This is a genomic window from Flavobacterium sp. C3NV (assembly GCF_046825355.2).
Taxonomy (GTDB): domain Bacteria; phylum Bacteroidota; class Bacteroidia; order Flavobacteriales; family Flavobacteriaceae; genus Flavobacterium.
Map to the genome: position 1 here is coordinate 108225 of NZ_JBKQBJ020000007.1, position 21155 is coordinate 129379.

The following is a 21155-nucleotide window of genomic DNA, read 5'->3' on the forward strand; positions in this document are numbered from 1 at the left end:
AAAATATATTTAATTTTTTTTAGCAAAACGCTTGCAGAAATGAAATTCTGTACTATCTTTGCAACCGCAATAACGCAGAGGTTTGGTAGTTCAGTTGGTTAGAATACATGCCTGTCACGCATGGGGTCGCGGGTTCGAGTCCCGTCCAGACCGCAATATTGGGAAAAGCCTTTCTTAACGGAAAGGCTTTTTTGCCCAAATACGGTATCTAAGATTAGTTGTGTTGTTTTGCTACGACTTTGTAACTCGTAGCTGGTTTAGTAGTTAGACCAATGAAAAGCTTTCCACTTTTGTGGATGGCTTTTTTGATTTAGGACACTTTTGATTTAACCGCAAAGAACACAATCCCGATAGCTATCGGGATACGCAAAGTCCGCAAAGTTTTTTTAAGCTTTTCGGACTTTTTGTTTTTATTTTATATTAGCTTGAGAATATTTGGGATCAGGTGCAAAAGTTGGGGATTATGCAAAAAGATTTACCGCAAAGAACGGATCAGGCGCAAAAGTTGGGGATTATGCAAAAAGATTAGATAATCTGAACAGGAAGAAATCTATTTTTCTCACTCCTCTAAATTGACTCCGAAATGCTTTTATTTTTGCATTGAAAGATTCAGCCGAGGCATTTGTGCTTCTGTTATCAAAATAGTTTAAGATCGATTGGTAGTTAAAAGTTATGCTATTGAGCAGGATATTAAAGTTTTTAAAGCCTGATTCCTCTACATTTCTGTACCAATGTGCCAACTTTGTCATAGCAATATGCTTATCATTGTTGTTATTGTAAATTCCTCTGAGTTGTTGGCATAAATTGTAAGCTTTCTTTAGATCGGGATATAACTCAAATAAGAGCCCCGCTCTTTCGTTTTGACTTTGGGTCCATTTTTCTCGGGATTTATAAAGAACATGTCTGCTTCTGGCTAAAAGCTGCTTTACAGAATCGCCATTTGGAAGTAGCTCCGCGGTATATGTCCTATTTTCGCTCTTTGCCTGCAATATCAATTGATTCTCAAAATCCATGGCTTCCCATCGATGCTTGATTCTGATCTCTTGCAAAGCTTCCAGGGCTAGTTTTTGAACATGGAACCTATCGGTGACCTGTATGGCTTTAGGAAAACATCTCCTGGAGATTAATTTCATAGAATTGGCCATATCAAGTGTTATTTCTCTGACCAGTTTTCTTTTTTTATAATCGATCTTACTGATATGCTCAATAACCTGTTCTGCCTTTGTTCCGGCAACAATAGCCACTAATGATCCTTTTTTTCCTTTGAATTTCTTATTAGTCACAATAGTGTAAAGTTCTCCCTGAGATAAAGCGACTTCGTCAATTGATAAATGTGTCCCCATATTGTCAGGGTAAACAATCCATTGGTGGGCATGATCTCTTGGAGCCCATGCGGTAAAGGAACTCAGGTGTTTTTTGTACTGTCTTTGAAGTTTCTTTCCGTTGACCCCAAAGAAACCTCCAATGGTATGGCAATCGGTAGCGCTGTTATCTATTAATTTCTTTTAAAAAAGCCGCGAACTCTTGGGTCATGCGGGTTCCTTTGGCTACTAACTGCCAGTCTCTTTTGATGATTTCCCTTGTGGTTTTATTGGTCCAGCGACGTCTTTTGATGTGCAGATATACATACTTGCCCCGTAGGGGAAAATCCTGAATGGTAATCTCATCCTGAAAACCTTTTGAAACTAATTCCAGGGTATTAAACTCTGCAGGAGGCTGAATTTTCTCCTCAAAATACAGATGTAATGTTTCTTCAGAATTAGTAGTGGAAACCACATCAAAGTGGTCCACTAAAAAATCGGGAAGCATAAATTTTAAAAGTTCAATAGGGGTCATCTTTTATTCTTAAAGTGCAAATTTCTTATTTTATTTTGACATTCCCTCCCCAAGGTTTGTTCTTGATCCATTATAAGTTTTGTATTAATTGGAATTTCTAATTTTTTTAAATGAACTTATATAACTTATATGGTGAAAAATTATTTTAGTGCGCTCAAATCACTTTCTGTTTCTAGTTCTTTCGGGTTTTCGTTTTGCAAAAATAAACGAGCCGATAGATTTCCTTTCAAAGTAATTTTATCACCTTTTACTTCAATCCAGCTTCCTTCTCTTAAACCTAAAACCGGAATAGTATTAAAAGCATGAAACTCTTTGATTCTTGTTTCGCGCGTCTCTCCCATATGTTTAGATTGAGTGTCAGGATCTAAATAATGAGGATTTAAGTTGAAAGGAATTAATCCCAATGTCTGAAAACTTGGCGGGTAAATAATAGGCATATCATTAGTTGTTTGCATCGATAAACCGCAAATGTTCGATCCGGCACTTGTTCCTAAATATAGCGTTCCGTTTTTTACGGTTTCTGCAAGAATCTGCATAACATTATGTTTGTATAATTGGGTAACCAATAAAAAAGTATTTCCTCCGCCGGTAAATATTCCTTCGGCATTTTTTATTGCGTCACCGGCATTTTCAAATTCGTGAATTCCCTTAACCGAAATATTTATTGATGCAAAAGCTGCTGAAACTTTGCTGGTATATTCGTCATGCGAAATACCTCCGGGACGGGCATAGGGTATAAATAAAATACTTTTGCAATCTTTAAAATGCGATTGTAAAGTAGGGAGTAGGTACTCTAAATAGCTGCCTTCGTGAAGTGTAGAAGTGCTGGCAATAATAATGCTTTTCATAAAATTTAAACTCAGATTGTTTAGGTTAAAGATATTAAAAAGTCTCTTTTTACTGGTGATAAACAAAGTTTAATTAACATATTTTTACCATGTCCTTAATACTAAATTTGCAATACATTAAGATATTTTTACAGCTTTAAGAAAATCTCTAATTTTTTGTCATTTTGATTCATAAGGCTATATGTGTTTTGATATTTGTTGCAGGGCAGACCGGTTGGTCTCAGGCTGACGACAGAACGATGTTGAATGGTCGTATAACAGCAAGCAGTACCGATTTAGAAGGTGTTTATGTTGTTAATGCGCAAACGGAGGTGATGACCACAACCAATGAGTTGGGAGCTTTTTCGATTGCTGCAAAACCAGGAGATGAAATTGTTTTTTCGTCTATACAATTCAAAGAAAACAGGGTTTTACTGAAAGCAGAAAATTTTTGCGATGTCAATTTCTCTGTTAGGCTGAATGTAATAATGCATCAATTGCAAGAAGTTGTCGTTAAGAATTATAATGGTATAAATGCTGTTGCTTTGGGGATTATTCCCAGTGGTCAAAAATCATATACAGAGGCCGAAAGGAAATTGCATACTGCGACGGGACTAAATGCTACTGCAAACGCAGGAGGTATGGCTGGAGGTTCGGTTTCTGCAGATCCTTTATTAAACTTTTTCTCAGGCCGTACCGCAATGCTTAAAAAAGAAGTAGCAGTTGAGAAAAAAGAATTTTTCCTGAAGCTTTTAGAGCGTATGTTTACGCTGGAACATTTTATTGACCGATTGAAAATTCCGGCAGAATATGTAAAAGGCTTTGAATATTATGCAGTCGAAAATGATAAATTCACAGTAATTTTGAATTCTAAAAACAGAACGTCAACGGAGTTTTTGTTGGGAGAATTAGCTGTAAAATATAAAGAAATAATTGAACGTGAGAATAAATAGCATTTTACAAATAACACTTTTATTATTGATCGTTCAGGTTGGTTTTGGACAAAACAACGCTTCAAAAGAAATTACCGGACAAATATTTGAACAATCGTCGAATGTCGAGGGAGTCAATATTATCAATAATACAACACAGGTTACCGCCGTTTCAGATGCAGGCGGTGTGTTTTCTATTGTGGTAAAAGAAGGTGATGTTTTGGTTTTTTCTGCTGTAAATCTGGATCCGTTCAAACGCCGAATTACAATTGAAGATTTAAATTCAGGTTCTATTGTAGTTAAAATGAAAGCGAAAGAGATAGAACTGAAAGAAGTAATTGTAAACGAAAACGCAAATGTTACGGCCGAGAATTTAGGTATAATTCCGTATGGTCAAAAAAAATATACTGCAGCCGAAAGAAAAGTTTATACCGCTACTTCAACTCCTGGAGATATGTTACTTAACGCAATTTCAGGCCGAACTGCAATGCTCAAAAAAGAAGTGAATATCGAGAAAAAAGAGATTCTTTTCAGGAAAATAGAATACCTTTTTGATGAGAATTATTATACGGAAAGATTGAGAATTCCGGTGGCAGATATCAAAGGATTTCAATTATATTGTGTAGATGATGCTGAATTTGCCGTATCTTTGGATACAAAGAACAAAACGATGAGTATGTTTTTAATAACAGATTTAGCAAGGAAATATCTAACAATTCTCGAAAATGAAAAATAAACTAGGAATACTCGTTGTGTGCTTATTTTGCCAGATTGCACTGGGACAAAATAATTCAAGGAAGCCACTACATGGACAAGTTGTGAATGATTCTATAACTCTTGAAAGTGGTTATGTAATGAATTTAAATGCCAATATCAGAACCTTTATTAGTTCAAATGGTTTATTTGATATTATGGCAAAGCCAAAAGACACTTTGTTGATTACAAGTATGGCTTTTCAGTCTAAAAAAATTGTTTTAACCGAAAAAAATTGTGCCGACAGACTTTTTCTGGTGCAGATGGATCTGGTAAGTAATCAGTTAAAAGAGGTTGTGGTTCACAAAGATTTAAAAGTAAAAGCATTTGATAAAAATAGTCAGGCTATAGTAGATACTAAATTTGTTGATGATGAAAAATCATCTCCTAAAAATAGATTTATCTATGATGGTACAATTGAAAACGGAGTTGATTTTGTGCGAATATTTAAAGACGCAAAAAAATTAATGAGAAAGAAAGATGTTGATGTAGTGCCGGAAGAAGAAGCAAGCGATTTTGCTTTTACGATGTATGCAAAAGCTAATTTTACACCTGATTTTTACACAGATACATTAAAATTGAAGAAAGAAGAAGTAGATATCTTTTTGTTGTTTTGTGCTGTAGATCCGGAATCTAAAAAACATTTAAAACAAGAAGAAAAGTTTGAATTAATGGATTTTCTGATTACTAAAAGTCAGGAATTCAAAAAAGTGAATGTTGCCGGGAAATGAAAAAAAGATTAACTTATTCTTTATTGGTAATACTGTTTTTATCGCTTACCGCGTTTTCATTCCATAAATTTTATATGGGAGTTTTTCAGGTCAATTATGCGGCCGAAAAGAAAATGATTCAAATTACTTCCCGAATTTTTATCGATGATCTGAATAATGGGATGGAAAAAAAATACCATCAAAAAACATTCGTTGGTACTGATAAGGAAACCCAGGCCGATATTGATTTACTAAAAAAATATCTTTCTGAAAATTTTACTATAAAAATAAACGGTCAGTCAAAACCAATTACTTTTTTATCTAAAGAAGTAGAGGCAAACGATGTTTTGGTTTGTTATTCCAGAATAAAAGACATTAATACATTCAAAACAATCGAAATTTCTAACACTATTTTAGTCGATTGGAATGCCGAACAGCAAAATATTACACATATTTCAGCATTTGGTACTAAAAAGAGTGTTCTTTTTACAGAATCGTCAAGGAAAGAATTGTTAAAGTACTAAATGATACTTAAAATTATTATTTTAATTGTTATTTTCACACCCTGATAAAATTACCATTAAAAATTTATGAAAAAACTTTCATTATTATTGATTTTTCCTGCAATCTTAATCGCTCAGGAAAAAACAGTTACTCCCAAACAACAAGGAAAGTACGATACGAACAAATTTAGCCAGATGTATGATTTGTTGGCAACACCTAATATGTTCCGTACAGCTTCCGGTGCGCCGGGGCCAGCTTATTATCAGCAACAGGCAGATTATAAAATTGATATTGAATTAGACGATAAAAATTCAAAAATAAACGGTTCTGAAGTTATTACCTATTCAAACAATTCACCGGATAGTTTAGAGTATTTATGGATTCAGTTGGATCAGAATCAGGCAAAAGCAAAAACTCAGACCTCTTTGGCTGAAAGCGAAAAAATTAATCAGGTTTTTCCACTTGAAGGTTTTTCGAGCAAATATTTAAAGAAAGATCTTGAACGCGGTTTTAATATCGAATCTGTAAAAGATTCAAAAGGAAGCCCAATGTCGTACACCATCAACGAAACCATGATGCGTATTAATCTTGTAACACCTTTAAAGCCTGGTGAGAAAATTTCGATGGCTATAAAATGGTGGTATAATGTAAATAATTACAGAAAAGAAGGCGGACGCTCAGGCTATGAATTCTTCGAGAAAGACGGAAACAAATTATACGTAATTGCTCAGTTTTATCCAAGAATGGCCGTTTATAATGATGTAGAAGGATGGCAGAATATGCAGTTCTGGGGAAGCGGAGAATTTGCTTTACCTTTTGGAAATTTTGATGTAAACATTACAGTTCCTGCAGATCACGTAATAGATGCTACAGGAGAATTAACCAACAGAAGCGAAGTTTTTACACCAGAACAGGTAAAACGTTACGAACAAGCTCAAAAATCATTTGATAAACCTGTTGTAATTGTAACACAGGCAGAGGCTGAAGCAGCAGAAAAAGGTTTCTCTGAAAAGAAAAAAACATGGAAATTTAGTGCAAAAAATGTACGTGATTTCGGTATTGCATCTTCAAGAAAATTCATTTACGATGCAATGGCGGTAAAGATTGGTAACAAAGTGGTTATGGCCGAATCTCTTTATCCAAAAGAAGCAAATCCGCTTTGGGGAGAAACTTCAACAATGGTTGTGGCACATACTTTAAAAAGTTATTCATCACACACATTCGATTATCCTTATCCAAAAGCAGTATCAGTTTCTGCAGAAGATCAAGGTATGGAATACCCAATGATTTGTTGGAATTTCGGTCGTCCTGACGAAAACGGAGTGACCAGTAAAGAAGTTAAAAACGGAATGATTGGTGTGGTAATTCATGAAGTAGGACATACTTTTTTCCCGATGATTGTAAACTCTGATGAGCGTCAATGGAGCTGGATGGATGAAGGTTTGAATTCATTTTTAGAATATTTGGCAGAGCAGGAATTAGATCCTAATTTCCCGTCAAGACGTGGTCCTGCAAAAAACATTGTGCCCTATATGAGTGGTGATCAAAAGTTTTTAGAACCTATTATGTCTAACTCTGAAACGATTCATCAATTTGGAAATAATGCTTACGGAAAACCAGCTACGGGACTTAATATTTTAAGAGAAGTAGTAATGGGAAGAGAACTGTTTGATTATGCTTTTAAAACATACGCAAACAGATGGAAGTTCAAACACCCAACCCCAGAAGATTTCTTTAGAACTATGGAAGATGCTTCTGCCGTAGACTTAGACTGGTTTTTTAGAGGATGGTTTTACTCCACAGATTTCGTAGATATCGGCATCAAAGATGTAAAACAATATTATGTTTCTGAAACTCCAACAGCCGATCTTAAAGATGTAAAAGTTAGAAAAGGACGCTTTGGTTTCGAAAAAGGGCCATTTGTTTACTTAGTGGCAGGAGATAATGCAGAGGTAAATAATTCGAGCAAAAAAGCCTTAAAAGTAGAAGATGTAAAATCATTGGCTGATTACGTAAGCCAAACCTTTACAGCTCAGGAAAAAGCAGAACTTAAATCGCCTAAATATTTCTATGAAGTAGAATTCAACAAACCAGGCGGAATGATTATGCCAATTTTGGTTGAGATTACTTACGAAGACGGAACAAAAGATAATTACCAGTATCCGGCTCAAATCTGGAGAAAAAGTAATGATACCGCAAAGAAAGTTTATGCCACTTCAAAAGCGATAAAAAGCATTCAGATAGATCCAAAATTAATGACAGCTGATATTGATGTGACCAATAATTCCTGGCCAAAAGTAGAAGTAAAGTCTAAATTTGACTAATAATAAGACTAAAGACTCTGAAAAGGGTCTTTTTTTTTAAGTAAATTTTAAAACTCACAGCTACAAAATTTAATATCTTTGTGGCACACTAAAATAAAAGATATGTTTGGTATAGGAGGAGGAGAACTAGTTTTTATACTGTTTATAGTACTAATGCTTTTTGGTTCAGACAAAGTGCCGGAAATTGCCCGTACAATGGGTAAAGCAATGGCACAGCTAAAAAATGCAACCAATGATATAAAAAGTGAAATTCAGAAAGGAGCTGAGGCCAACGGTCTTGACCAGAACTCTTTAAACAGTATCACAGGTAATATCAATGCTCAAATTAACGATGCCAAAACAAATCTATTAGGAGACAGTACAAGTTTAACTTCAAACATGTTAGGTGATACGGCCACAGAAATAGATAAAGTAAAAGAAGATATCGATTCTATCTCAGGACCTGTAAAACGCCAATTATAATGCTCGAAAGAATAAAAGAATTAGATATCAATTTATTGGTATATCTTAACGGTTTAGGATCTGAAACATTCGATAAATTTTGGCTGATTATTACCAATCAGTTAAATTGGACACCACTTTTTTTATTAATGTTTTATTTCATCTATAAAAAAATAGGAGGAAAACAAACCTTGTATTTGCTTCTTTTTATAGCAATTTTGATCACTTTTACAGATCAGACAACTAATTTGTTCAAACATACTTTCCAGCGTTTGCGTCCTTGTAATAATCCTGACATCAATTCGATTATACGCATTGTTCAGGTGCGTAAATCCTATAGCTTTTTCTCAGGACATGCCGCCAATACAATGGCAGTAGCTACGTTTTTATTTTTGGTTCTAAAACGTCATTTCAAATATTTGGGATTCTTGTTTTTATGGCCCTTAATTTTCGCCTATAGCCGAATTTATTTAGGATTGCACTATCCTGGAGATATCGTGACAGGTTATTTCTTCGGGGCACTTTTTGGGTTCTTGATTTATTTAGTATATCGAAAACTAAAACCACAATATTTTCCGGGATAATTTTGTTAAAGATTCTAAGTTTCTGAGATGCTAAGGTTCTAAGTCTTTCAATTTAAAGAAAACTCAGCATCTTAGCATCTCAGAAACTTAGAACTTTTTTCTAAAGCACTCTACTAACCGTCAATCCATCGCGAATGGGCAATAAAACCGTCTCTACTCTTGGATCGGTTTTCAAAAGCAAGTTATATTCTAAAAGCACTTTTGTACTAACATCATTAGGGTGAACAGGTTCCAGGATTTTCCCGCTCCATAAAACATTATCAGATAAAATGATTCCGCCCTTATTCATTTTCGGAACAATCATTTCCCAGTAATTCAGGTAATTTTCTTTATCGGCATCAATAAAAACCAAATCAAACTTTACATCAAGATCCGGAATGATATTTACCGCTTCACCTAAATGCTGAAAAATTTGTTTTCCCCAAGGCGATGCATCAAAATATTTACGCTGAAAATCGACCAGTTCTTCTTTAATATCAATAGTATGCAATTGTCCGTTTTCCTGCATTCCTTCGCACAAACACAAAGCAGCATAACCGGTATAAGTACCAATTTCAAGAATATTTACCGGACGAATCAATTTAGATAACATACTTAATACACGACCCTGAAAATGTCCGCTTAACATTCTTGGTAAAAGTATTTTCTGGTACGTTTCTTTATTAAGTTTTGCTAGTAATTCTGGTTCGTTTTCAGAATGTTGTTCGATATAATCTTCTAGTTCTTGTGATATAAAATGCATGTTGTAGTCTTGTATATTTAAAGAGCAAAAATACAAAAAATATTGCTTCACTTTTTTGCATAAAAAAACCATCCGCATTGGCGGATGGTCCTAATTTTTAAATTCAAACGAAACTATTTTTTCAAAGCTTCATTTACATCTTTAGCAGTTTTTACTGTTCCGTCTTTGGCTGCTTTTGCAGCTGCTTCGGTTTTTGCAGCTGCTTTCTGAGAAGCCTCTTTTACATCTGCGGCTGTTTTTTTAGCAGCATTTTCTACATCATTAGCTGTTTTTTTGGTAGCATCTTTTACATCCTGAACGGCATTTTGAGAAGCCTCTTTAGCACTTGCAGCAGCATTTTCTGCTTTAATAACCGCACTGTCTTTTACTTCTTGAATATCTGTCGTTAAAGTATCAACTTTGTTTCCAAGAGTCAATTCGTCTTCTGCTGGTTTTTCCTTCTTTTCGCAAGATTGAACAGCGAATGCTAATAAAGCGACAACAGCTAAGCTTAAAATTTGTTTTTTCATAATGAATAATTTTTTTTAGGTTGATAAAATTTAAAGGTTATAAAGCTGAAAAATAAAGATACACATTTAAAATGACTGAGCTCTTCGTAAGATTATTTTCCTTTTGACGCTAAGACAATTCTCGTGCCAAATATTAAGATCTAAAAAAATACCACGAAATTTTTTTAAATAAAAAAAGGTATCTCGCCACAAGATACCTTTTAAAAAAACAAATTAGACATGAAAACAATTTAAAGAGAAATTATAGATTAGATTTTTAGTTTTTATATAAACTAAAGTTAACTACGATTTCATCTCTAACTTTTATTAATCCCGCCATTTTCACGGGAGGTTCTAACTCAATATCAGAAAAGTTTAAGTTAAGTGACCCTTCAACTTTCTTGTCAGAGCTGTATAATATAAAATCTTTGTATTTAAGTGTTTTGTTTGTGATCAAAAAAGTAAGGTGACATTTGTAATTTTTACCAAACTGTTTTACATCAGTGATCGTTACAGTACTGTTAGGAAACGTTTTTACTTTTACGGTTCCCTGTAAATCTTTAGTCATGATTTTGTTGCCACAATCAAAATCCGACATTTTGATTTCAGTATTGAAATTATTTTTTTTGTTAGAATTCAAAAAGAGAGTATCTTTTTTTGAAAACGTATTAGAACAATTGTATTTGCCCACAGTAGATGTTCCGGTGATTTCTATTTTAATTTTATTTATTACCAGCGTTGTATCTTCTGCTAAAAAAGTGGGTTTAGCACTTCCGAAGAAAAATAAAAGAACTAAACCCATAATTAAGATTGAAAATCTTGTTTTCATTTTTTTTTAGAATGAAATTGTAGCTTCAAACATTAGTCCTTCAAATTTTCCTCCGTAGAAATCATTTGGCATTGATACGCCACCTACGTTTCCAAATTGTTGGTAATTTTTGTAATTCTGTTGCACGTATGAAAGTTTTGCCAGAATGTTTTTAGTCATAAACCAACCTGCAGCAGCTTCAAATCTATTGACCTGAACCGCTTCAGCATCAGAGTTTCTTAGTTTACCGTCTACTAAGTTGTATCTTGCACCCACATATAAATTTTCGTGGCTTCCAAAACGATATACTAAATCTCCAACATATTGATTGACTTTACGAGTATCGTCTGTTCCTTTGTAATCACCTCCAGAAGCAAATTCTAAAGTTCCAAAGAATTCAAATCCTTTATATTTTACAAACGGGTTAATCATGTATGATGTAGCCCAGTTTCCAAACCCAGGATTAAATCTACCAGTATCTTTATTAGTTTCAGAATCTAAAATATTTGAACTTGGGTAACCAATTGTTCCTGAATGTGTCATAACACTATAAAAACGGCTTCCTGCTCTGTCTGAAGAATATAAGTTTCCACTAGAATTTGCTGTATGATAGTAAGATCCGGTAAGTCTAATTCTTAAATCGCTATCAATTTGTTTGTCCCAACCTAGTTTAGCCAAAATCGTAGGGCTAATAGTTGTATTTTGATCTGGAGTAGCAGCAGTAGTAGGTCCTGGAATAACTTCTTGTACGTTTTGATTTAATTTAGAGTTTGTTGCTCCAATCATACTTACAAAACCGTTTCTGTTATAGTATATTTCGGCTCCCATTTCAGTAGTAAAAGCGTCCATGATATTGTTTCCAATAAAAGGGTTTGTTATAGTATAAGCATTGTTACTTCTTCTAAAATGTGCATCACCGTAGTTGTTTTCCATTTGACCAATTTTGATGGTCGTGTATTTCATAACATCTTCTAGTAAACCTTTTTTAATGAAGTCTAATTTGTCGATTTGCAGGTATCCACCTTGTACCCAGGTTTCGTGATGGTGTCTAGAGGCAAGATATATATCTAAGTTTACACGTACACCGTCTGCTAATTGTGCTCCAATCGTCATGTTAGCATTAGGTAAATTAAAATCGTTTGTTAGATTGTTTAATCTGTATCCTGCATTTGGTGTTCCTGTATAATCTCCGTGATCGTTGAACGAGTTTATGGCTTGAAATTGTAATGCAAATGCACCACCTAAGTCTACACTGATACCTTTGTAAGCAGTGGTATCTTTTCTAACGTCGAACACATTGATCGCTCTTTGGTCACGAGGAACCTGGTTCTGCATATTTCCAAAGCTAAGTTTTTGTGCGTTAGCAGTAAACGTGCTCGCTAAAACTATAAATAATAGATAGATTTTTTTCATGGCGTTTATAAATTAAAGGTTAAATTAAATTTTAGTGTTAAATCTTGTCCGGTTTTAATAGTGCCTAACATTGCTGTTGGAGATTTCATTCCAAACTCACTAAAAGTGATTTTGTTTGTTCCCTGCATATTTAGACCGTTTTGCGTAACAGTTGTTTTTACAGTTGTTTTAAGCAACTTGCTAACTCCTGCAATGGTATAAGTTCCTGTTAGTTCCCAAGTAGTTTCGTTTACTTTTTCTGCAGATTTCAAAACATATTTAATGTTTTTGTTTTTATCCGTTTTCAAAGTTTCATAAGCTACTTTGTCCATACTTTTTTTCTCGCTTTTTACACTTTCTGCTGCAAGAGTTATCGATAAAGATTCTATCTCCGTTAGCTTTGAATTTGCAATCGTTAGATTCGCAGTTCCTGTTCCTGATGCTGATTTCATTTCCCAGTCATGTAAGGTTGATGTTCCGGCAACTGAAAATGTCGATTTACTGTCTAATGTGTAACTTTTTTGAGCAGTTGCAAGTGTGGTTATTCCTAAAAAGGAAATCACCAATGCTAAAAATTTTATTCTTGTTGTTTTCATAATGTTTGTTATTTGAAATATTATATTTCGGGGGTTAATTTTATTTTTTAGTACTAATGGTGTGTTAACTTGTATCAAATGTAGGGGCATATTTAAGTTAATATTATGATAAAAGTCATTGTTAAAATTTTATTAAAATCGTATTTAATAACTACAACGTTTTCTTTTTATTAACACATTCTCAAAATGAAGGGCGTATTTTATTAAATTGATATTTTGTAAGTTTTTAGCTGTGTTTGAAACTGAGCAGTTGTTTGTTTTTAGAAAAAAGTTTTGTATGAGGTTTTCTAAATTGTATTAGCTTAGAATAATATTGAAGATTACCGTTAAGTCTTTTCCTGTCTTAACAACCCCAAGAGCGGCCTTTGGAGGTGTCATTTCAAAATCGCCAAAAGTAATTTGATTAGAACCCTGCAAAATAAAGTTTCCGTTATCAGTCGTTACTTTTACCTGAGTTTTGTATTCTTTGCTTACACCAGCTATGGTATAAATGCCGGTGAGATCCCAGGTTGTTTCGTTTATTTTCTCAGCAGATTTTAAAACGTATTCGATAGTTTGGTTTGTTTCTGTGTTTAAGGCTTCGTAGGCCACCTTATCCATACTTGTTTTGCTGCTTTTTAGGCTTTCGGCCATTAAGGTAATAGTAAGACTATTTAAGCCGGCGAGTTTAGAATCCTTAACTGTTAGATTAGCAGTACCGGTTCCTTCTGTAGATTTCATTACCCAGTCGTGCACGGTAGAAGTTCCGGCAACTTCAAAAGTAGATTTATTTACCGTGTAGTTTTTTTGGGCGTTGGTTTGTAATGACAATGTGGTAAATAACATTGTCAGTAAAATTGATTTTAGTGATGTAATTGTTTTCATTTTGATGATGCATTGGGTTATCATTCAAGTATGGAATTTTAATTTGTTAGTCTTGTTACAGACTAATAAGTGGTATTATTTCTTGGATCAAAAGTATTGTGCATACACAGAAGAGGACATGATAATAATCATTGTTAAAATTTTATTAAAAACCTATTTATAGCTAAAACGTTTTCATTTTGTTTTTTAAGAAATAAAAACTTACAAGAAGGGTATGGTTTTTGAAAAATTAAAATGATATTTTTTTATGATTGAATCATTTTTTAAGATTGTGGGGTACTTTATACCATTAGAAATGAACAAATACTTAAATTTGCACCATGCAAATTGAGAAAAAAGACATACGAGCCTTATCAAAAGATCAGTTACGCGATTTTTTTGTCGCTAATAATGACAAAGCTTTTCGCGGAAATCAGGTCTATGAATGGTTATGGAGCAAAGGAGCACATAGTTTTGAGGATATGACAAACGTTGCCAAAACAACTCGTTCTATGCTCGAAGATAATTTTGTTATCAATCATATTAAGGTTGATACCATGCAGCGCAGCAGCGACGGAACCGTAAAAAACGCAGTTCGTTTACATGACGGTCTTGTGGTTGAATCTGTTTTGATTCCGACTGATACAAGAACAACAGCTTGCGTTTCAAGTCAGGTAGGTTGTAGTTTAGATTGTAATTTTTGTGCTACCGCACGTTTAAAAAGAATGCGAAATCTGGAAGCCGGAGAAATCTACGATCAGGTGATTGCAATTGATAAAGAAAGCCGTTTGTATCACAATCATCCGCTTTCGAACATCGTTTTTATGGGAATGGGAGAACCTTTAATGAATTATAACAATGTCATTAAAGCGATCGATATGATTACTTCGCCGGAAGGTTTAGGAATGTCGCCAAAACGTATTATGGTTTCGACATCAGGAATTCCGAAAATGATCAAGAAAATGGCCGATGATGATGTAAAATTCAAATTGGCGGTTTCATTGCATTCTGCGATTGATGAAATTCGTGCACGAATCATGCCTTTTAGTAAAAACTTTCCGCTGGCAGATTTAAGAGAAGCATTAGAATATTGGTACAGAAAAACCAAAAATAAGATTTCATACGAGTATGTGGTCTGGAAAGGAATCAACGATGATAAAGCTTCAATTGATGCTTTGGTAAAGTTTTGTAAATACGTTCCCTGCAAAGTAAATCTAATAGAATATAATCCTATTGATGATGGAGAATTCCAACAAGCATCCGAAGAATCTATTTTAGCTTATATAAAAGCTTTAGAGAATATAGGAGTAGTTTGTAAAGTACGTCGCAGCCGCGGAAAAGATATCGATGCCGCCTGTGGACAATTAGCCAATAAAGAAGCAGAAATGTAATTCCATCAGGAATCATTCAGCGTTAAACATTTTCCATAGGAAAATTTCATAAGTAAAGCATTAAAAACGAGATTGATTCTTGTTCTTAATGCTTTTTTTTGGGCAAAAAGGATGCTGATTTTTTGGGACAATCTTTTTTGAAAATATATTGGTATTCAATTTTCTTTTAATTTGATGGATTCAAATTGGCAGGTAAATTGACAATGTTTTGGGTGCGTTTTCTTAATTATTCTATAAATTATTGATATACTAACCTAAAATACACAACGTTTTTTTATTTAAAATAGTATATTTGGGATCGAAATGAATATTACTTCTCAAATAAAACAGCCCATCTTTAACGAGATGGAACTTTTTGAAAAAAAGTTCCATGAATCGATGACTTCAAAGGTGGCTTTACTGAACCGTATTACCTATTATATAGTAAACCGAAAAGGAAAACAAATGCGTCCGATGTTTGTTTTTTTGACCGCAAAAATGGTTTCAGAAGGTACCGTAAACGAAAGAACCTATCGTGGTGCTTCGGTAATCGAACTTATTCATACCGCAACTTTAGTACACGATGATGTGGTAGATGACAGTAATCGCCGTCGTGGATTTTTCTCGATCAACGCCCTTTGGAAAAATAAAATTGCCGTTTTGGTAGGAGATTATTTATTGTCTAAAGGTTTGCTGCTTTCTATCGATAATGGTGATTTTGATTTACTAAGAATCATTTCGGTTGCTGTTCGTGAAATGAGCGAAGGAGAATTACTGCAAATCGAAAAAGCCAGAAGACTCGATATTACCGAAGATGTTTACTACGAAATCATCCGAAAAAAGACCGCAACACTTATTGCAGCTTGTTGTGCTCTTGGTGCAAAATCTGTAATTGAGGATGATGCAAAGGTTGAAAACATGAGAAAGTTTGGCGAACTTATCGGAATGGCTTTTCAAATCAAAGATGACTTGTTCGATTATAGCGAAGAAGCTATTGGTAAACCAACCGGAATAGATATTAAAGAGCAAAAAATGACTTTGCCTTTAATTCATGTTTTAAATACCTGTACTCCGCAGGAAAAAAAATGGCTGATAAACTCCATCAAAAACCATAATAAGGACAAAAAGCGCGTAAAAGAAGTGATTGCTTTTGTAAAGAATAATAATGGTTTGGCTTACGCCGAAAATAAAATGGTGCAATTTCAACAGGAAGCACTTTCATTATTAGAAAATTTCCCGGATTCTGAGTTCAAAGATGCCCTTACTTTAATGGTAAACTACGTAATCGAGAGAAAAAAATAATTTCATACTCTATTCCTAATATTTTTATTGTTAAATTGTACTTTAATTTAATAATAAAATATGACTATTCTACTTATAATACTTGCCATAATTGTAGTTCTGGGTATTTACCTTGTAGTGCTTTACAATAGTTTTGTGTCTAAACGCAATATGCTTCAGGAAGCATTAAGCGGCATCGATGTTATTCTAAAAAAACGATTTGATTTAATTCCGAATCTGGTTGAAACCGTTAAAGGATATTTAACCCACGAAAAAGAAACACTTGCCAATATTGTAAGTCTGCGTAATCAAGCCTTAAATGCGGGTAGTGCAGATGAAAAATTGCAATTCGACAAGAAACTGGGCAATGCCGTGGGAACTATTTTTGCCCTTGCAGAAAATTATCCTGATTTAAAAGCCAATACCAACTTTTTGAGTTTACAGGAAGAATTAAGCGAAATCGAAACCGAAGTAGAACGATCAAAACGATATTATAATGCAACTGTCAGAGATTACAATATTGCTGTAGAATCTTTTCCGGGTAATGTTGTGGCTAATTCTTTTGGTTTTCCAAAGAAAAACTTCCTTGAAATAGAAGACGAAAAACAAAGAGAAACACCTAAAGTTCAGTTTTAATTGTATTATAATATGCTCCTAAGAAAAATATACTTTGTTCTTTTTTCTATTGTTTTCTTCCAGGCCCAGGCTCAGGAAAGAATTTTAAATTTTGATGTAAAAATTAAAATAGAAAAATCAGGTAACATCAATGTAGTCGAAAATATTACCATAAATGCAGAAGGTAACAATTTTAGGCACGGACTTTTAAGGGTTTTGCCATTAAGCAGGCAAGATAAAGACGGCCATCAAATTGATGTGAAATACACTATAAACTCCATAAAAAAAGATGGTGCCACAGAAAATTATTTTACAAAAGAAGAATCCGGTGACTGGAAAATCTACATAGGTAATAAAGACATTGATCTGGAAAGAGGAATTTACGACTATCAAATTAGTTATAGCGTTCCTTTTCAGGTAGGATATTTTGATAAATACGATGAACTGTATTGGAATGTAACCGGAAATGGCTGGAACTTACCTATAGATAAAGCAACCTGCGAAATTTCCCTTCCGTCAGAAAACAATGTATTCGAAAATTTACACTGTTATACCGGTGCCGCAGGATCTAAAGCTTCAGATTGTATAAGTTCCTTAAATACCAATCGTACAATTGCCAGTTTTGCTACTATACAGCTTAATCACTACGAAGGTTTAACCGTTGCTGCATCATTTGCGAAAGGAATTGTTGATCCTCCTACTTTTTTGCAGGAAGCAAGCTCATTTTATAAGCAAATAAAAACAAATTTGTGGTCTGTTATTTACGGAATAGGAATGTCGCTTTTCTTCTTTTTTAGCTGGAAGAAATACGGTAAAGACCCCGTTAAGAAAACATTGATGCCTGAATTTATGCCACCTTTCGATTGGTCTCCTGCGATTGTAGGGTATGTATACGACAGAAAAATTACACGCAAAACGTATATGTCATCTGTTATAAATGCTTCTGTAAAAGGTGCCATTAGAATTTTGTCTACGGTCGAAAATGGAGTTTTTAAAAACAAACAAACCTATGAGATCGAAGTTTTAAATAATTTATCACAAAAATTAAGTACAGAAGAATCAGATATAGTAAGCGGTTTTACAAAAAAGGATAAAATAAAAGTATCCGACTCTAATTATAAAATTTTTGAAAAAGCATATTCTAAATGGCTTAAAACAGTAACAAAACAAATAAACCTGGAAGAGTTTTACCAAAACAATACCTCAAAAAAATGGATTGGTTTTGCGATTTTTCTCATTGCAGGACTTACTTATGAGTTGCTTTCTAATAATAGGGGATATATTAGTTATCCTTTTTATACAGGATTAATCATTGCGGTTTCAGGATTAACATATTGGTTTACAAAAAAGAATATAGGTACTGGTATGCTTATTTTAAGAGCTATTCTTGCATTCTTTATTTTACCAATGGCGTTATTTATATTTTTTGTTTCGATTCCTTATTCAAGTACGCTACAAATGATCGTTATTGGCGTTGTGTTCCTGATGTATATTTTTTATGCAAGAACTTTAGGGAAGTTTACACAAAAAGGCGCTGACGCATTGCATAGATTAGAAGGTTTTAAACATTATATGCAAACGGCAGAGAAAGATAGAATGAATATGTTGAATCCTCCTGAACTGACTCCGCAATTGTTCGAAAAATTATTCCCGTATGCTATTGCATTGGGAGTCGAAATAGAGTGGGGAAAACAATTCGCAGAAATTTTAGAATTAGCCAAATATGATCCTGCATGGTATCAGGGCGAAGATACGTTTTACATGCAGCCCGCAATGTTCCTGTCCAGCTTTGGAAACTCTGTGAGCAGTGCAGCAGTTGATCCTAGTCCTCCCTCTTCATCATCATCAGGTTCTTCATCTAGTTCCAGCGGAAGCAGTGGAAGCTGGAGCAGCGGAAGTTCAGGTGGCGGAAGCTCCGGAGGCGGCGGTGGAGGCGGTGGAGGCGGCGGTTGGTAAAATTTTAGTAACCAAAAGCTATTTAAAATATCGTATTAAGAAAACCTTGTATTATTTATAATAATGCAAGGTTTTTTTATTTTCGATTGGGTCTGATTTAGATTATCTTGCCTCAGTGAAGAAAAAATAATTATAAAATTAGATTTTTTTTTAATTGTATAATTTGTTTCAATTTATTGTTAATCAGTTATTTATTGTGTTTGTTTTGGAATTTGGAATTTTTTTATTGAAATTTTTATACCCCGGTGCAACCATTTTTAAACTTAACTCGTCTATGCTAATAGAAGATCATTACTAAACCAAAAAACCAAAAGCTTATAAATGAAAATTATTCATTTACATCAGGAAGAAACCGAAATTATAAAGTTGGCTGTCGGAAATAATCGACAAGCGCAACAGCAAATTTATAGTCGGTTTTCCTCGAAAATGCTAAGTGTTTGCCGACAGTATATAAAAGACATTCAACTAGCAGAAGATGTAATGATAACGGCTTTTATGAAAGTGTTTACCAATTTAAACAAATTCGAAAATAAAGGAAGTTTTGAAGGCTGGATTCGCCGAATCATGGTTAACGAATGTATATCGTATTTAAGAGTTCAGAAAAAAGTAAAGTTTGTTGAAGATGAAATTTATGTCGAAGAAAGTTTTAATGCAACCGATAGTCAGTTTTCAATAGATCAGATTCAGTTTTTGATAGATGCTTTACCGGACGGATATAAAATGGTTTTCAATTTATACGCCATCGAAGGATACAAACACAATGAAATTGCAAAGATGTTAGGGATTAATGAAGGAACATCAAAATCGCAATTATCGCACGCCAGAAAGATGCTGCAAACACAGATTAATATTTTAAAAAAACAAGATAATGGAACCGAATAATTTTGAAAAGGATTTCCGTGAAAAACTAAACCAACGTAAAATTGAACCAAGCGAAAAAGCCTGGGATCGATTAGATGCGATGCTTAGTGTTGCTGAAGAAAAGAAACAGCCCAAAGTTGGACTTCGCTCACTACAAACTTCTAAAAAAAGATGGATGTACATCGCCGCGAGTATTGTTGGTTTTTTATTAGTGGGAACATTCTTTTTTAATCAGAAAAAAAGTATCGTTAAAACACCAGAAAACACTGTGGTTGTCAAAGAGAATCCACAGAAAGATTCTGTTGTAAAGCCAGTTTTAAAGGTAACAAGTCCAGTAAAGACAGCAGTTGCAGTTTCAGAAAAAACAACAAATCAGAATTTAGTAAAAGAAGAAAAAAATAATAATGTAGAATCAATTAAAACCCTTAAAAACAAATCAAATCAAGTAGCGGAGTCTTCAATCATCATCAAAAACAATCAAGAAAAACAATCTACTAGTAATCAATCTTTAGCTGTTGAAACTTCTAGAAGAGAAACAGTAGATCAACTATTGCAATCGGCCGAAAAAACTGTTGTAGCAGAGAATTCGGTAAAACCAAAATCAAAAGTAAAAATCAATGCTAATGATTTACTCCATCAGGTTGATGGCGAATTAGAGCTTTCGTTTAGAGAAAAAATGATTACAAAAGTCAATAAAAATTACCAAACGGTAAAAGTGGCTTTGGCGAATCGAAATCAGCAAGAGTAAGAGATTATAGAATAAAGATTATAAAATAAAGAATACAGAGTATAGATTTTTAGTTCCGGAGGAACGATCCATACTGTAGTGTCGGGTTTTAACCCGATGGAGACAGAATAAAGAATACCGAGTATAGATTTTTAGTTCCGGAGGAACGATCCATATTGTAGCGTCGGGTTTTAACCCGATGGAGACAGAATAAAGAATACAGAGTATAGATTTTTAGTTCCGGAGGAACGATCCATATTGTAGCGTCGGGTTTTAACCCGATGGAGACAGAATAAAGAATACAGAGTATAGATTTTTAGTTTCGAAGGAACGATCCATATTGTAGTGTTGGATTTTAACCCGATGGAGACAGAATAAAGAATACCGAGTATAGATTTTTAGTTCCGGAGTAACGATCCATATTTTAGCGTCGGTTTTAACCCGATGGAGACAGAATAAAGAATACCGAGTATAGATTTTTAGTTCCAGAGGAACGATTCATATTGTAGCGTCGGGTTTTAACCCGATGGAGATAGAATCTGGAATTTACAATTCACAATTAAAA

The 21155-nt window shown here is 34.0% G+C and carries 22 protein-coding genes and 1 tRNA gene; 14 read left to right on the forward strand and 9 right to left on the reverse strand.

The window, feature by feature from the left end:
• Positions 1-79: 79 nt before the first annotated feature.
• Positions 80-153 (forward strand) — tRNA-Asp (locus ACIDC4_RS12215).
• 359 nt (positions 154-512) lie between these two features.
• Here ACIDC4_RS12215 and ACIDC4_RS12220 read toward each other — a convergent pair.
• The 3 genes from ACIDC4_RS12220 to pepE form a co-directional block, all read right to left on the reverse strand.
• On the reverse strand, positions 513-1496 hold the full coding sequence (locus tag ACIDC4_RS12220) for an ISAon1 family transposase (RefSeq protein WP_488381145.1): 984 nt from the start codon (positions 1494-1496) through the stop codon (positions 513-515).
• On the reverse strand, positions 1489-1836 hold the full coding sequence (locus tag ACIDC4_RS12225) for an ISAon1 family transposase N-terminal region protein (protein ID WP_488381143.1): 348 nt from the start codon (positions 1834-1836) through the stop codon (positions 1489-1491). Before ACIDC4_RS12225 ends, ACIDC4_RS12220 begins: the two co-directional genes overlap by 8 nt.
• Before the next feature lie 140 nt (positions 1837-1976).
• A complete protein-coding gene (gene pepE, locus ACIDC4_RS12230) occupies positions 1977-2684 on the reverse strand; it encodes a dipeptidase PepE (RefSeq protein WP_412045619.1) in 708 nt (235 codons plus the stop codon).
• Positions 2685-2848: 164 nt separating this feature from the next.
• Between pepE and ACIDC4_RS12235 the strand changes: the two genes are divergently transcribed.
• From ACIDC4_RS12235 to ACIDC4_RS12265, 7 genes are all read left to right on the forward strand, one after another.
• Positions 2849-3616, forward strand: coding sequence for a peptidase associated/transthyretin-like domain-containing protein (locus ACIDC4_RS12235; protein WP_412045620.1), 768 nt, complete (start codon positions 2849-2851; stop codon positions 3614-3616).
• Positions 3603-4331 (forward strand): carboxypeptidase-like regulatory domain-containing protein, encoded by a 729-nt coding sequence (locus ACIDC4_RS12240; RefSeq protein ID WP_412045621.1) that lies wholly within the window; start codon positions 3603-3605, stop codon positions 4329-4331. Before ACIDC4_RS12235 ends, ACIDC4_RS12240 begins: the two co-directional genes overlap by 14 nt.
• The gene (gene bamP, locus ACIDC4_RS12245) at positions 4321-5079 is read left to right on the forward strand and encodes a BamP family beta-barrel-assembly machinery protein (protein WP_412045622.1); all 759 of its coding nucleotides are present in this window, start codon (positions 4321-4323) and stop codon (positions 5077-5079) included. Before ACIDC4_RS12240 ends, bamP begins: the two co-directional genes overlap by 11 nt.
• Complete coding sequence (locus tag ACIDC4_RS12250; RefSeq protein ID WP_230035382.1) at positions 5076-5582, forward strand: DUF6702 family protein; 507 nt, start codon at positions 5076-5078, stop codon at positions 5580-5582. Before bamP ends, ACIDC4_RS12250 begins: the two co-directional genes overlap by 4 nt.
• A 66-nt stretch (positions 5583-5648) precedes the next feature.
• Positions 5649-7886: a M1 family metallopeptidase gene (locus ACIDC4_RS12255; protein ID WP_412045623.1), complete on the forward strand. Its 2238-nt coding sequence runs from the start codon at positions 5649-5651 to the stop codon at positions 7884-7886.
• 102 nt (positions 7887-7988) lie between these two features.
• Positions 7989-8348: a Sec-independent protein translocase subunit TatA/TatB gene (locus ACIDC4_RS12260; protein ID WP_412045624.1), complete on the forward strand. Its 360-nt coding sequence runs from the start codon at positions 7989-7991 to the stop codon at positions 8346-8348.
• Positions 8348-8911 carry a phosphatase PAP2 family protein gene (locus ACIDC4_RS12265; protein WP_412045625.1) on the forward strand — a complete coding sequence of 188 codons (564 nt, stop codon included), beginning with the start codon at positions 8348-8350 and terminating at the stop codon, positions 8909-8911. Before ACIDC4_RS12260 ends, ACIDC4_RS12265 begins: the two co-directional genes overlap by 1 nt.
• A gap of 100 nt (positions 8912-9011) precedes the next feature.
• Here the strand turns inward: ACIDC4_RS12265 and ACIDC4_RS12270 are convergent, their stop codons facing one another.
• The 6 genes from ACIDC4_RS12270 to ACIDC4_RS12295 form a co-directional block, all read right to left on the reverse strand.
• Positions 9012-9653: an O-methyltransferase gene (locus ACIDC4_RS12270; protein ID WP_412045626.1), complete on the reverse strand. Its 642-nt coding sequence runs from the start codon at positions 9651-9653 to the stop codon at positions 9012-9014.
• A 113-nt stretch (positions 9654-9766) separates the two neighbouring features.
• Positions 9767-10162 carry a hypothetical protein gene (locus ACIDC4_RS12275; RefSeq protein ID WP_230035385.1) on the reverse strand — a complete coding sequence of 132 codons (396 nt, stop codon included), beginning with the start codon at positions 10160-10162 and terminating at the stop codon, positions 9767-9769.
• Between the two features lie 256 nt (positions 10163-10418).
• Entirely contained in the window at positions 10419-10970 is a 552-nt protein-coding gene (locus ACIDC4_RS12280) for a hypothetical protein (protein WP_412045627.1), read from the reverse strand.
• 6 nt (positions 10971-10976) lie between these two features.
• On the reverse strand, positions 10977-12362 hold the full coding sequence (locus tag ACIDC4_RS12285; RefSeq protein WP_412045628.1) for a hypothetical protein: 1386 nt from the start codon (positions 12360-12362) through the stop codon (positions 10977-10979).
• 5 nt (positions 12363-12367) lie between these two features.
• Positions 12368-12937, reverse strand: coding sequence for a YceI family protein (locus ACIDC4_RS12290; RefSeq protein WP_412045629.1), 570 nt, complete (start codon positions 12935-12937; stop codon positions 12368-12370).
• Positions 12938-13234: 297 nt separating this feature from the next.
• Positions 13235-13801, reverse strand: coding sequence for a YceI family protein (locus ACIDC4_RS12295; protein ID WP_412045630.1), 567 nt, complete (start codon positions 13799-13801; stop codon positions 13235-13237).
• Positions 13802-14121: 320 nt separating this feature from the next.
• On the opposite strand from ACIDC4_RS12295, the gene rlmN reads away from it, so the two are divergent.
• The 6 genes from rlmN (at position 14122) to ACIDC4_RS12325 (ending at position 20611) form a co-directional block, all read left to right on the forward strand.
• Positions 14122-15171, forward strand: a complete 1050-nt coding sequence (rlmN, locus tag ACIDC4_RS12300; protein WP_078008609.1) for a dual-specificity RNA methyltransferase RlmN — start codon at positions 14122-14124, stop codon at positions 15169-15171.
• Between the two features lie 303 nt (positions 15172-15474).
• Entirely contained in the window at positions 15475-16452 is a 978-nt protein-coding gene (locus tag ACIDC4_RS12305; RefSeq protein WP_412045631.1) for a polyprenyl synthetase family protein, read from the forward strand.
• A gap of 60 nt (positions 16453-16512) precedes the next feature.
• A complete protein-coding gene (locus ACIDC4_RS12310) occupies positions 16513-17067 on the forward strand; it encodes a LemA family protein (RefSeq protein WP_412045632.1) in 555 nt (184 codons plus the stop codon).
• A 12-nt stretch (positions 17068-17079) separates the two neighbouring features.
• Positions 17080-19002 carry a DUF2207 domain-containing protein gene (locus ACIDC4_RS12315; RefSeq protein ID WP_412045633.1) on the forward strand — a complete coding sequence of 641 codons (1923 nt, stop codon included), beginning with the start codon at positions 17080-17082 and terminating at the stop codon, positions 19000-19002.
• A gap of 321 nt (positions 19003-19323) precedes the next feature.
• On the forward strand, positions 19324-19884 hold the full coding sequence (locus tag ACIDC4_RS12320) for an RNA polymerase sigma factor (protein ID WP_412045634.1): 561 nt from the start codon (positions 19324-19326) through the stop codon (positions 19882-19884).
• Positions 19871-20611, forward strand: coding sequence for a hypothetical protein (locus ACIDC4_RS12325; RefSeq protein ID WP_412045635.1), 741 nt, complete (start codon positions 19871-19873; stop codon positions 20609-20611). Before ACIDC4_RS12320 ends, ACIDC4_RS12325 begins: the two co-directional genes overlap by 14 nt.
• Positions 20612-21155: the final 544 nt, after the last annotated feature.

Excerpts from the sequence above, each read along its gene's own strand:
- ACIDC4_RS12285 (WP_412045628.1), bottom strand. The coding sequence starts at position 12,362 with ATGAAAAAAATCTATCTATTATTTATAGTTTTAGCGAGCACGTTTACT.
- ACIDC4_RS12255 (WP_412045623.1), top strand. The coding sequence starts at position 5,649 with ATGAAAAAACTTTCATTATTATTGATTTTTCCTGCAATCTTAATCGCT.
- ACIDC4_RS12280 (WP_412045627.1), bottom strand. The coding sequence starts at position 10,970 with ATGAAAACAAGATTTTCAATCTTAATTATGGGTTTAGTTCTTTTATTT.
- ACIDC4_RS12295 (WP_412045630.1), bottom strand. The coding sequence starts at position 13,801 with ATGAAAACAATTACATCACTAAAATCAATTTTACTGACAATGTTATTT.
- ACIDC4_RS12315 (WP_412045633.1), top strand. The coding sequence starts at position 17,080 with ATGCTCCTAAGAAAAATATACTTTGTTCTTTTTTCTATTGTTTTCTTC.
- ACIDC4_RS12250 (WP_230035382.1), top strand. The coding sequence starts at position 5,076 with ATGAAAAAAAGATTAACTTATTCTTTATTGGTAATACTGTTTTTATCG.
- ACIDC4_RS12290 (WP_412045629.1), bottom strand. The coding sequence starts at position 12,937 with ATGAAAACAACAAGAATAAAATTTTTAGCATTGGTGATTTCCTTTTTA.
- pepE (WP_412045619.1), bottom strand. The coding sequence starts at position 2,684 with ATGAAAAGCATTATTATTGCCAGCACTTCTACACTTCACGAAGGCAGC.
- ACIDC4_RS12305 (WP_412045631.1), top strand. The coding sequence starts at position 15,475 with ATGAATATTACTTCTCAAATAAAACAGCCCATCTTTAACGAGATGGAA.
- rlmN (WP_078008609.1), top strand. The coding sequence starts at position 14,122 with ATGCAAATTGAGAAAAAAGACATACGAGCCTTATCAAAAGATCAGTTA.
- ACIDC4_RS12320 (WP_412045634.1), top strand. The coding sequence starts at position 19,324 with ATGAAAATTATTCATTTACATCAGGAAGAAACCGAAATTATAAAGTTG.
- ACIDC4_RS12260 (WP_412045624.1), top strand. The coding sequence starts at position 7,989 with ATGTTTGGTATAGGAGGAGGAGAACTAGTTTTTATACTGTTTATAGTA.
- ACIDC4_RS12310 (WP_412045632.1), top strand. The coding sequence starts at position 16,513 with ATGACTATTCTACTTATAATACTTGCCATAATTGTAGTTCTGGGTATT.
- ACIDC4_RS12265 (WP_412045625.1), top strand. The coding sequence starts at position 8,348 with ATGCTCGAAAGAATAAAAGAATTAGATATCAATTTATTGGTATATCTT.
- ACIDC4_RS12270 (WP_412045626.1), bottom strand. The coding sequence starts at position 9,653 with ATGCATTTTATATCACAAGAACTAGAAGATTATATCGAACAACATTCT.
- bamP (WP_412045622.1), top strand. The coding sequence starts at position 4,321 with ATGAAAAATAAACTAGGAATACTCGTTGTGTGCTTATTTTGCCAGATT.
- ACIDC4_RS12275 (WP_230035385.1), bottom strand. The coding sequence starts at position 10,162 with ATGAAAAAACAAATTTTAAGCTTAGCTGTTGTCGCTTTATTAGCATTC.
- ACIDC4_RS12325 (WP_412045635.1), top strand. The coding sequence starts at position 19,871 with ATGGAACCGAATAATTTTGAAAAGGATTTCCGTGAAAAACTAAACCAA.
- ACIDC4_RS12225 (WP_488381143.1), bottom strand. The coding sequence starts at position 1,836 with ATGACCCCTATTGAACTTTTAAAATTTATGCTTCCCGATTTTTTAGTG.